The organism is Stenotrophomonas sp. AGC87, assembly GCF_057333975.1.
Genome location: NZ_JBHFHW010000042.1, coordinates 154419 through 165161 on the forward strand (window position 1 = coordinate 154419; position 10743 = coordinate 165161).

The 10743-nt window shown below is 65.3% G+C and carries 12 protein-coding genes; all 12 read left to right on the forward strand.

The genetic code is table 11. The annotated features are described in order from the left end of the window. Positions 1-32: 32 nt before the first annotated feature. The 12 genes from ACE026_RS17965 to ACE026_RS18020 all read left to right on the forward strand — a co-directional run bounded on the left by ACE026_RS17965 (position 33) and on the right by ACE026_RS18020 (position 10742). Positions 33-233, forward strand: coding sequence for a hypothetical protein (locus tag ACE026_RS17965; protein ID WP_486040177.1), 201 nt, complete (start codon positions 33-35; stop codon positions 231-233). Next, a complete protein-coding gene (locus tag ACE026_RS17970) occupies positions 214-513 on the forward strand; it encodes a head-tail connector protein (RefSeq protein WP_486040178.1) in 300 nt (99 codons plus the stop codon). Before ACE026_RS17965 ends, ACE026_RS17970 begins: the two co-directional genes overlap by 20 nt. Then, positions 513-839 (forward strand): phage head closure protein, encoded by a 327-nt coding sequence (locus ACE026_RS17975; protein WP_486040180.1) that lies wholly within the window; start codon positions 513-515, stop codon positions 837-839. The genes ACE026_RS17970 and ACE026_RS17975 overlap by 1 nt, the downstream gene beginning before the upstream one ends. Next, positions 832-1338, forward strand: coding sequence for an HK97-gp10 family putative phage morphogenesis protein (locus ACE026_RS17980; protein WP_486040181.1), 507 nt, complete (start codon positions 832-834; stop codon positions 1336-1338). Before ACE026_RS17975 ends, ACE026_RS17980 begins: the two co-directional genes overlap by 8 nt. Then, positions 1338-1697, forward strand: coding sequence for a tail completion protein gp17 (gene gp17 / locus ACE026_RS17985; protein WP_486040183.1), 360 nt, complete (start codon positions 1338-1340; stop codon positions 1695-1697). Before ACE026_RS17980 ends, gp17 begins: the two co-directional genes overlap by 1 nt. 85 nt (positions 1698-1782) lie before the next feature. Continuing rightward, positions 1783-2253: a phage tail tube protein gene (locus tag ACE026_RS17990; RefSeq protein WP_486040184.1), complete on the forward strand. Its 471-nt coding sequence runs from the start codon at positions 1783-1785 to the stop codon at positions 2251-2253. A gap of 127 nt (positions 2254-2380) precedes the next feature. Continuing rightward, complete coding sequence (locus tag ACE026_RS17995) at positions 2381-2758, forward strand: hypothetical protein (protein WP_486040422.1); 378 nt, start codon at positions 2381-2383, stop codon at positions 2756-2758. Positions 2759-2787: 29 nt separating this feature from the next. Beyond that, the gene (locus ACE026_RS18000; protein WP_486040186.1) at positions 2788-3051 is read left to right on the forward strand and encodes a hypothetical protein; all 264 of its coding nucleotides are present in this window, start codon (positions 2788-2790) and stop codon (positions 3049-3051) included. Between the two features lie 3 nt (positions 3052-3054). Further along, positions 3055-5022: an SPRY domain-containing protein gene (locus ACE026_RS18005; protein ID WP_486040188.1), complete on the forward strand. Its 1968-nt coding sequence runs from the start codon at positions 3055-3057 to the stop codon at positions 5020-5022. Between the two features lie 22 nt (positions 5023-5044). Further along, positions 5045-5788 (forward strand): hypothetical protein, encoded by a 744-nt coding sequence (locus tag ACE026_RS18010; protein WP_486040190.1) that lies wholly within the window; start codon positions 5045-5047, stop codon positions 5786-5788. Beyond that, positions 5769-6209 (forward strand): hypothetical protein, encoded by a 441-nt coding sequence (locus tag ACE026_RS18015; protein ID WP_486040192.1) that lies wholly within the window; start codon positions 5769-5771, stop codon positions 6207-6209. The genes ACE026_RS18010 and ACE026_RS18015 overlap by 20 nt, the downstream gene beginning before the upstream one ends. Positions 6210-6305: 96 nt before the next feature. After that, positions 6306-10742: a phage tail protein gene (locus ACE026_RS18020; protein WP_486040194.1), complete on the forward strand. Its 4437-nt coding sequence runs from the start codon at positions 6306-6308 to the stop codon at positions 10740-10742. The last annotated feature ends 1 nt before the right edge of the window (position 10743 follow it).

Here is a 10743-nt window from a genome sequence, read left to right on the forward strand (position 1 = left end):
CCCCCCCCCCCCCCCCCCCTCTGGAGGTTCGAATGAAAGCAACGCTCAAGCGCCGCCTGAGCTGGTCGCCAGACGGCATCCAGGTGGAGACGTTCGACCAGGGCGACCACGATCTCCCTGATCGGGCGTTCGAGGTCGCCAGCCGCATGGGCCTTCTGCAGCTGCCTGAGAACAAGGCGCGTGCAGCAGCTCCCGAGAACAAGGGGAAAACCCGTGGGCGTGGTAACTCGTGAAGACGCGAAGGCCGCAATCCCGGTCATACATGATGGCGACGACGACCTGATCGATCGGCTGATTGTGGAGGCCGAGGCGGAGGCGATGGACTACCTCAAACGGCCAATTCCTTGGCTGGACGCCGATGGCGCGGCAGTTGCGGTCCCTGGGGCTGTGGCAGCTGCTGTGATGCTGAAGGTGGTCACCCGGTACAAGGATCCCGAAGCGGCGAACTCGGCAAATTCGGACAAGGCTTTTGAAAGACTACTTTGGCCGCATCGACGGTTGAGGCTCTACTGATGGCCGGAAAATATCGCCATCGCATCGGCCTTCAAGAGTTCAAGGCTGTCCGTGACGATCTAGGGGGAGACACAAAGAGCTGGATTGATTGGCGCGCTAATGTCCCAGCGGAGGTCGTGCCGCTATCGGGACGCGAGTTTACCGCAGCAAGTGCCGAGCATGGCCAGGTAACTGCCCGCATGGAGATCCCGTATCTACCCGGTGTCCTGAACACCATGCGGGTGATCTTCGACGGGCAGGTGTACGCGATCCGGGCGGTGTTGCCGGACCCTACCGCGCGCCGCCACATCAACCTCATGGTGGATGCCGGGGTGTCGGATGGCTGAGGAACTACAGCTTCATGGCCTCAAGGGGCTGTTGGCGACCCTGCGCGGCCTGCCAGACGAGGTCCGTGGGAAACCACTGCGCACCGGCATGCGCAAGGGCGGCAACATCATCCGTGATGAGGCTCGGAACCGGGTGGTGAAGCATTCCGGCTTCCTTGCCAGTGAGATCGTGGTCCGCAGGGCCAACGCGAGGAACCGGCGCCGAGCAGGCGTGGGCAAGGACGGGGAGTACTTCACCGTCGGTGTCCGGGTCGGGCGAAAGGCCAAGTACTCGAACACGAAGCGTAACCAGCGCCTGCGCCGCGTTGGCAAGGTCTACGAAACCACGGGCTGGGCGCACTACTGGCGGCACGTCGAGTTCGGGACCAAGAAGATGGCGGCCAAGCCATTCCTGACGCCTTCGGCGGAGGCCCGTGGTCCGCAAGCCGCCCAGGCGATCATCAATGAAACGTGGATCGCGATCACTCGCGCGCTGAAACGACAAGGCTGGGTGCTGTGATGGTTCCTTTGATCCAATCGATATTGCAGGCCAGCGGCCCTGTGCGCGCGCTGTTGGGCGACCCGATTCGCGTGTGGCCAGGGGTGGCGCCCGAGGGTGCCGCACTGCCCTACGCGACGTGGGGCGTCGTGGGCGGGTCACCCCTGGCGCAGCTTTCCGATCCTCCGCCGGCGGATGGCTGGCGCGTCCGCCTCACCGTGTGGGGCGACGGCGCGAGCCAGGCGAACGCCGCTGCCGTGTCGATCCGCGACGAGGTGGAGCGGCACGGCAGTATCGAGTCCTACAACCCCACGCCCGATGACGACGACACCGGCGCCTTCGGCATTTCCTTCGACGTCCGGCTGCTGGCCATCCGTTAGCCGGCCAACTTCGCAATCCCAACCGCCGGCGCAAGCCGGTTTTTTTTGTGCCCGGCGACCGGGCTTCTACAAGAGGTAAACCGCAATGGGCGTTTTGAAGTCCAAGCACACCCAGCTGTTCATCGCCACCGCCCTCGCCGAGGTCACCAAGGTGACCCGTCTGCGTTCGGTTGGCTTCCCCGATGGCCAGGCATCGGAAATCGACGTTTCCGATTTCGACGATAACTGGGATCAGTTCGTTGCCGGCCGCAAGGCCACCGGCAGCACCACCATCGAGATCAACTACGACGCCGTGGACCACGAGAAGATCGAGGCCCTGCACACGAGCGGCGCTGTCGTGGACTTCTTGGTCACCGCGCCGAAGTCTGAAACCGAGGGCGTGGAAAAGCCCGTAGCTGTCAATGGCGTGATCACGCCGCCGGAAGACGTGGTCTCCAAGCAGTTCAAGGGCTTCGTGCAGAACTTCGCGGTCCAGGTTGCCGACAACGACATCTGGAAGGCGACCATCACCATCCGCGGCTCCGGTGCTGTGATCACCCACCGCCCGGCGCCCTGACCGGCGCAACGGCGCTCTCTCTTTCGGCCCGCTTCGGCGGGCCTTCTCTTTGGTCGGGCGCGCGGGAACCCCCGCGTGTTAGCCGTGCGCGGCCTGCGCGCCCTGCCACCATTTCAGGAAACGGCCCATGAGCAAGACCAACGACACCCCGGCGTCCGATACGCGCGCCACCGAACAATCCGTGCTGCAGGCCTTCACCAGCCTGGGCATGTTCGCCTCCAAGGACGTGCATGCGGACACCATCACCCTGCCCAGCGGCGACAAGGCGCAGTTCCACGTGCGCGAGTTGCCGGATGCGGAGTTCCGCAAGCTTTTCCAGGACGGCGATCGCGCCAAGCTGATCGCGGCGACCATCTGCGACGACAACGGCAAACCGGTGATGACGGATGCCCAGGCGGCACAGCTGAAGCCGCTGGTGGCCGCCGAGCTGCAGCAGGTGGCCATGAAGCATTCGGGCTTCGGCGACAAGGCCGCTGACGCCCAGGCCGAGGCGGGAAACGCCTAAGGCAGCGGGGCGAGGACTGGTTCTGGCATGTGCTGGCCGGCCACCTGCATCGCACGGTGGCCGAGCTGCGCGGGACCATGTCGCGCAAGGAGTTCCTGCGGTGGTGGGAGTTCCACAAGCGAAACCCCATCGATCCGGTGGGGCTGCACATCAAGCCGGCCGCATTCGCTGCCTTCACCTTCGCCGCGCACAGCCAGGGAGGCACGAAGCGCGGCATGCAGGACTTCATGGACGTGCTGGTGCCCCGGTCGGACGACGACGAGGCGCAGGACTGGTTCGATTCACTGGGATGACCAATGGCTGACAACTTCGGGCGCTTCGCGGCGGTTCCTATAGGCCCACTGCTGGCGGCGCGAGACGGCGGCCTGACGCTGGCTACCACTGCCGCGGCCAGCATCAACCGCACGGCCAGGTCGGACGTGGCGCAGAGCACAGGTACGGTGGGGGTCGAGTTCGCCGTTTGGGGCGACGACCCGATGGAAGCCGTGATCGGTGTCGTTACCGCCGCAGCGCCGCTTAACGCGTACCCGGGGGCCACGCCTGCCGGGATTGGCTGGGAGCTGGGGACCGGGCGGGTCATGTTGAACGGCGGGGCTGTCGCTAGCGGTCTGCCCATCGCCAAGCACGGTGATATCGCTGGGCTGCGGTTGGTGTTCGGCACGCCGACCCGTCTGCAGCTCTACCTGGGCGCCACGCAGGTGCATCAGCGGGATATCAATCTGGCCGGCCCGTTACACTTTGCCGCCGCGCTCGCGGCGAGCAAGGCCGGCGGATTGTGCATGGTGGTGAACGCCGGGCAGTGGAACGCGCGGGGGCCGGCTGCGCTCGCCGGCTGGAAGGTGGGCACGGCCTCCGGGCCCGTCACCCGCCTGTCCGACGCGGACTGGCTGACTGCACCGGGCGACCTGCCTGCCAACGCACGTTACGAGGGGATCATCGCCGAAGGGGTGAACCTGATCAGCGAGATCAACTTCTGGCCTTGGGGCGGCGACCCGGTCACCCAGACTAGTGCTGCTGAGTGCGTGGTGCTCGACGCCGACGGGCTGCTCGACAGCCTGGCGCTGTCCGGCGCCTCGGGGATGCCGGTCCAGATCCGGGCAGGCAGCTCCGCCGGCATGTTGGCGGACACCTCTGCCGTGTTCCGCTTCACCGTGGACCGCATCGAGATCAACGACGACGGCAGCAAAACGGTTCACTTCCGCGATGCTCACGACGACCTGGACGAGACGATCAACCGCGGCGTGTTCATGCCGAACATCGCCGCTTTGGCTTGGAAACCGCAGCCGGTTGTGATCGGGGCGGTGGCCAGCGTGCCGGCGATGGGTGCCAATTCGGATGCGACGGCGATGTTCGTGGCCGACGGCCTGGTCTACGCCGATGCGGTGATGGACCGTGGTGACCTCATGGAGCCGGGCACGTTCTCTCTGTCGCCCGACGGACAGCAGCTGATCATGAAGTCACCGCCGGTCACGCCGGTGGTGGCGGACCTGTCCAGCGTTGGACCGGGCCAGCGCCCGGCCACCCTGCAGCAGGCGATAGCCGACATCATGGGCCGCCTGGGCAAGACCTCATGGTCAGGCGGCGACTGCGCCGCGGTTGATGCCGCGACGGGCTATGCGGGCGTGGGCTACTACGCCGGCAATGCCATCACCGGCAGGGATGCCATGAACGCCATCCTCCCCAGCTATGGGGCGGCCTGCTATCAGGACGCCACCGGGGTGCTGCGCTTCACCCGGGTGGTGGCCCCCGAAACGTTCGCCGGGGCTCCGGCGTTTGAGCTCACGGCCAACGACCTGGCCGAGGACCTGCTGGCAGTGCCAGACGACGCGCCGAACCTGACGCGCCGCATGGCCTACCGCCCGAACGCTCAGGCGTTGGCTGCCTCGGACCTGGTCACGGATGTGGTGGACGTGCCGCAGGCGCGCCGCGACGAGCTGACCGGCCTGTTCCGCGCGCAGGTATACGGCGGCGGGGCGTTACACCAGCACTATCGCCGCGCGGACGCGGCAGATCCGGTGATCTCGCTCTTCTGGGGCGCAGCCGACGCGCAGTCGGAGATCGACCGGGTGGTGGGCATGTACCGGCAGCAGCGGTTCTTCTACCAGGTGACGGTGCGCGGCGATCAGAGCTTGGCGCCGCAACCCGGCCAGATCGGCCGCCTGACGTACCCGCGGTACGGTCTGGAAGAGGGCAAGGCGGTGCTGGTACGGCGCGTTGAGCGCAACCCGGCCACGGGCGACGTGGTCCTGACGATGTGGGGTTGATCGCATGCTGATCGGATATGGAATGCCAGCCCCTCAATCGGTGGCGCTGGTGGGTGGGACCTGGCTGACGGCAGACGGCGGCGCGGCGCTGTTTGACGGCAAGCCCGCGCGCCGGGCGCGCATCGCCCGCACCGGTGCGCTGTCCGTCAACATCACCCTGGCCGAAGCTGTCGTGCCAGGCATCGTGGCCGTGCTGGGCCTCAACGTGCCCGCCGGTGTCACCGTGCGGGCGGCGGGCGCCACCGGCCAGACCGTACGCCTGCCGACCGGGACCGTATGTGCTTGGCTGTTTCCGGCCGGCGCAGCGCCGGTGAGCAGCGTGGCGGTCGAGATCGACACGACTGTGGCCAACGTTGAGGTCGGGGAGATCGCGGTCTTCCGGACGGTGGACGTTGGAATCACGGATGGATGGGCGGTGGCGCCGATTGACGCCAGCACCCACACGCGGACCAAGGGCGGGCAGGTGAACACGGTGGCCGGTGCGGTATACCGCCGGCTGACCGCCACGCTGTCGGGCCGCACGACTGAGGTGGTGCGCAAAGGCGGCCTGGCCGGTACGGACTGGGAGACGGTCGCAATGGCGATGGCTGGGCGCCAGCGTGCATGCGTGGTGCCGCAGTACCGCGACATTCAGACCAAGGCGTTCGATCCGGTTCTGGCCGCGCGCGCTGCCATGTATGGGCACGCCACTCAGCTGCCCTCTGCCGAGAACATCAGCCGGCAGTACTTCAGTGGATACCTGGAGTTTGAAGAAATTCCCGCCTAATTTGGCCGCGTTCGACGGTGATGCCAAACTCTCATTTCAACAAAGGAGGTTGCAAATGAGGAAGTTGGTAGTGCTGGCTCTGCTTTCAGCGCTGGTCAGTTGCGGGGGATCGGGGCCAAAGGTGTGGCGTGTAGTGGCGAAGCAGGGGGACTTCCACTTTGTGGAGATCGATGAGCGCTTCGCAGGAAATGCTGATGTCATCGGTCGTGCGGTAGCGGATGTGTGTAAGGAGAAGCGCTTCTGCTTTGTGGGTGTTTGGTCGTCCAAAGATCGGACCCCATCTGCACTGCCAATGAGTGACGATGCGGTGGCTACGCAGCTGGCGTCGTACCGACAGAACACTTCGACCGGACTGCAGAAGCTGATGCTGAAGTGCGGCAGATTTGCCGGTCAGGACGAGAGCACGTGCTTCTCCGACTGACGCGACTTCCGAGAATCTGATTGCTGCCCAGGCCTGTGCCGGGGGGATTAATCAAACAAGGCCCGCCATGTGCGGGCCTTTTTTTATGGACGGACCATGGCTCTCTACACCCTTACCGTTGACCTGCTCGCCGAAACCGGCAGTTTCGAGCGTGACCTGGGAAAAGCTGCGCGCGCGTCGGATCGATCTGCTCGAGCCATGCGGCAGATGCAGCGCGAGATGTCAGATAGCTTCGCCCAGGCTGCACGCGACGCCAAGTTGTCTGTCACCAGCATCGAAGTAAGCATGGCCACGCTGGCAAAGGGGTTCGGCGCGATCGGCGGCGGCGCGCTTCTCGGTAAGTTCATCACCGAAACCGTGAACGCTCAGAACGAGCTGGCCCAGTTGAATGCGGCCCTGAAATCCACCGGGCAGGCTGCCGGCTTCAACAGCAAGCAGCTGATCGACATGGCTGACAAGATGGCGAAGGCGACGGTCCATTCGTCGGGCGAGATTGTAAATGCACAGACGCGCTTGCTGTCTTACACCGGCATCGTGGGGGAGAACTTCCCGCGCGCGCTGCAGTTGGCGATTGATCAGTCCGTGCGATTGGGTGAGAACATCACTCAGTCTGCAGAGACCATTGGCAAGGCACTGGAGTACCCGGCAGAGGGTGTCTCAGCGCTGACGAAGCAAGGCTTCAAGTTCACTGCCCAGCAGAAGGACATGCTGGCGTCACTGGAGGCAGCTGGCCGACTCGGCGAGGCTCAGGCCATCGTAATGGGGGTGATGGAAGAGTCCTACGCGGGCGCCGGCAAGGCTGCGCGTGAGACGCTGGGCGGTGCCCTCAATGGCTTGAAAGAGTCATTTAACGATCTGCTCGGCAGCCAGGCGCAGAGCGGAGGCATCGCCGCGGCCACGGCGGCGGTCAACTCGTTTGCCCAGAACCTAAACGTCGTGGCAGCGGCCGCCGTTCCGCTCGGCGTCGGCTTGGGCGTGTTCTACGCCGGCGGAAAGCTGACGAAGGGAATTGCAGCTCTAAACACGCTCTGGGCCACCAATGCAGTCGTGGCCAATCGGGCTTCGGTCGGCATGATGGGAATGGTCCCGGCGACCGTGCGCCTTACTGCAACACAAACCGCCGCACGCGTCGCCGCACAAGGCTTGGCATCTGCCTACGCGGCTCTGGGAGGTCCAGTTGGGATCGCCGCCGCCCTTGCCACGGCAGCAGCGGGATGGTGGGTGATTCGCGACAGTACCAAGGATGCGGACAGCGCGCTGATTGACTTCAACGGCACGCTCGACGAAACGATTGCAAAGTATCGGGAGCTGAACAAGCAGGAGCAGGCCGGTGAGCTGTTGAAGCTCGATGCCCGCATCAGCGAGTCGTATAAGGACGTTGCGGCGTCAATTGGTCAGATGACCTCGGCTGCAGCTGCCTTTGCTGACGTCTCTAAGGCGGACGCATTCATCAAAGAGACGGACCGGCTGAAGGTCTCGCTGCGTGCCGGAAAGATCACTGCGGACGAGTTCTCCGAAGGACTTGAGGCCGCCTGGAAGGTAATGGCTGATGGGTCGCCAGCGGCCGCCGCAATCTCCAAGGCGCTTACTCAGCAGACTGCAGCTGCTGCAACCAGCAGCCGGGAGCTTGAGAGGCAGCGCGGGTTGATGGAAGCTCTCACAGGTGTTAGCGGTGAGGCCGAGAAGCAAACAGACGCAACCACCGCGGCGTTGAATCGCCAGGCAGTGGCGTCCAAGGCCGCTTCTGATGGGATCGACCAGCACCTGAAGTCCCTGCAGTCCAGCATCGATGGCCAGCTCGTCAACCTGGTGCGCCTAAAGCAAGGCGCCGAGGCGGCCTTCATGGTCGACGTTGGCCAGAAGATCAACGCCGCTGGCGGCGCGGACAAGCTGAGCGCGGAACAGCGCGCTGAGTACAACAAGCAGATCGCGCTGGGCTTGAACTTGATCCGCCAGACGGAGGTGGCGCAGAAGGCTGCTCAGGCCGCGAAGGCCGGCGACAAGGCGGCGATCAAAGAGCACAAAACGGCGACCGACGCGCTTGAACGCTACCGCCAGCAGGCGGAGCTGGCCGCCGCTGCGATGAACGGCCCGCTCGACGAGGCGATGGCCAAGCACGTTCAGAACATGGCCGAGTACAACGCCGCGCTGGCGAAGGGCAATATCGCCCAGGCCGATGCAAACGTGCTTATGGCCCAGAGCGCGATGGAATACGCCAAGTTGGCTGCCGAGGTAGATCGGGCCATTGCGAGTCCGGAGGCCTTGCTTGCGACCATGGACGGTGAACTGGCGATGCTGGGCAAGATCGGCCGTGCGCGCGAGCTCTACCGCCGGCAGCTGCTCAATGAGCGCGACATGCGCCAGGAGCTGCAGAAGGCGGTCGAGGCCGCCGGCGGCAAAGAAGCGCTGGCGTTGGCCAAGGGCGCGGCGAGCTATGAAGAATACGAGCGGTCGATGCTGGCCGCGGCTGATGCTTCCGCGGCGCTGTCGCTGCAGGTGGAAGAGGCCGCGGCCAATGTCGAGGCGTGGGCCAACGTGGTGATCTACGGCGTCGGCGATGCCGCGGATGCCATGGCGGACTTCGTTGCCGGCGGGCTGCGCGACTTCAACGGCCTGTGGGATGAACTGAAGGACGTGGCAAAGCAGGGACTGCGCGACCTCGCGCGCCAGCTGCTGCAGCAGAAGCTGGTGATCCCGATCCAGAGCCGGATCATGGAAGGATTCAGCAACTGGGGCAGCCAGGGCGGCGGCTTCAGCATGCAGAGCATCATGGGCATGTTCGGCGGGAACGGATCCGCCGCCGGTGGCCAGAACGTTGGGACGATCGCCGGGCTGTTGTCCAAGGGGCAGGGCCTTTTCAGTGCCGGATCTGCCGCGTCGAGTGGCGCCAGCGCGGGCAGCCTCATGGGGTTCGGCAACAACGTAGCAGCACTCACCGGCGGCGGTGCCGCGGGTGGGTCCGCAGCAGCTGGCGCTGGTGCTGCCGGCTCTTCCGCCGCGGCGGCGGTGCCGATCATCGGCTGGATCATCGCCGGCATGATGAAAAACGCGGAGCTGTTCGATCAGGGATGGGACATCGCCAACGGCGAAAGCTGGGCGGGCAAGATCGCCACGGCCGGCGCTGTGGGCCTTGCGGATAAGAGCTTCCGGGGGCTGGGTCTCAACGACAAGACGGCATCGATCCTCTCCGGATCCAGCATCCACGCAAAGCTGTTCGGCCGAAGCGCGCCCAAGATCACGGGGCAGGGCATCACGGGCAGCTATGGTTTCGATGGCTTTGCCGGCCAGAGCTATGCCGACGTGAAGGCCAAGGGCGGCCTGTTCCGCAGCGACAAGAAGTGGACCCAGTACACCGGCCTCGATCCGAACATTGATCGCACCTTCGACATGGCCGCGCGGCAGGTGCGCGGGGCGACGACGGACCTCGCCAAGCAGCTGGGTGTCGATTTGACGCAGCAGCTCGCCGGCGTCCGGGTGAGCCTGGGCAAGCTGACGCTATCGGCCGACTCGGCCGAGGCCAAGGCCCAGCTGGAGGCCTATCTGGGCGACATGACCGATCGCCTGTTCACCGAGGCGGTGCAGGCGGCCGGCTTCGGCAACCAGCTCGACGGCTACTACGAGTCGGCCGACGTGTTCTCCGCGCTGAGCGCATCGATCGCGCTGGCCGTCGGCAATGCCGACGAGCTGGGCCGGGCGCTCAACAGCATGGAGATCGAGAAGGTCAACAAGGCGGTGGACTACTTCCAGGACCTGGCCGGCGTTGCCGGCACGGATTTGGCCACCCAGATAGAGAAGGTCACCGGGCTGCTGGGGAACTACGCCACGCTGATGGCCGACGTGTCCACGCAGCTGCTCACCGGCAACCTGACGCAGTACCAGTCCCAGGCGCTCACGATCGAGCGCACGTACCGCCAGCAGGTGAAGGCGGCCAACGACTACGCCAAGGCGCTGGGCTTGTCCGGCGCCCGGGCGGAAGACCTGGCCAAGATCGAGGCGCTGCGGGCGACCAACATGGGCAAGCTGCAGGCCCAGATCGACGCCGACAAGAAAGCCATGAAGTACGGGTTGTCGATCAGCGACCTGTCGCCGCTGACCGATCAGGAGAAGCTGCAGGAGACGATGCGGGAGCTGGAGCGCGCGGTGTCCGGCGGCGACAGCAACGCGGCGCAGGCGGCCGCACAGGCGGCCCTGGGCTTCGGGCGCAACCTGTTCGCCAGCGGCAAGGACTACAACAACCTGTACGGCCAGGTCACCGGGCTGATCGACAGCATGAAGGTGGGCGACCTCGACCTCGAGGACGGCACCAGCATGGGCAAGCTGGCTGACGTGATTGAGGCGCTGCCGGACAACTTCAGCCGGGCGGTGTTCGACCTGGTGGTCGATGGGAAGGGCCAGGCCGAGACGACGGCGGCCGTACAGCAAAGCAATACCCTGCTGGCCGAACAGAACCAGGTGCTCCGCGACCTTCTGCGCGTCACCACGTCCGGCGTACGCACGAGCAATAGCGCATCACTGCGCGAAGCGCTGAACTAAG

Excerpts from the sequence above, each read along its gene's own strand:
- ACE026_RS17965 (WP_486040177.1), top strand. The coding sequence starts at position 33 with ATGAAAGCAACGCTCAAGCGCCGCCTGAGCTGGTCGCCAGACGGCATC.
- ACE026_RS17975 (WP_486040180.1), top strand. The coding sequence starts at position 513 with ATGGCCGGAAAATATCGCCATCGCATCGGCCTTCAAGAGTTCAAGGCT.
- ACE026_RS17980 (WP_486040181.1), top strand. The coding sequence starts at position 832 with ATGGCTGAGGAACTACAGCTTCATGGCCTCAAGGGGCTGTTGGCGACC.
- gp17 (WP_486040183.1), top strand. The coding sequence starts at position 1,338 with ATGGTTCCTTTGATCCAATCGATATTGCAGGCCAGCGGCCCTGTGCGC.
- ACE026_RS17990 (WP_486040184.1), top strand. The coding sequence starts at position 1,783 with ATGGGCGTTTTGAAGTCCAAGCACACCCAGCTGTTCATCGCCACCGCC.
- ACE026_RS17995 (WP_486040422.1), top strand. The coding sequence starts at position 2,381 with ATGAGCAAGACCAACGACACCCCGGCGTCCGATACGCGCGCCACCGAA.
- ACE026_RS18005 (WP_486040188.1), top strand. The coding sequence starts at position 3,055 with ATGGCTGACAACTTCGGGCGCTTCGCGGCGGTTCCTATAGGCCCACTG.
- ACE026_RS18010 (WP_486040190.1), top strand. The coding sequence starts at position 5,045 with ATGCCAGCCCCTCAATCGGTGGCGCTGGTGGGTGGGACCTGGCTGACG.
- ACE026_RS18020 (WP_486040194.1), top strand. The coding sequence starts at position 6,306 with ATGGCTCTCTACACCCTTACCGTTGACCTGCTCGCCGAAACCGGCAGT.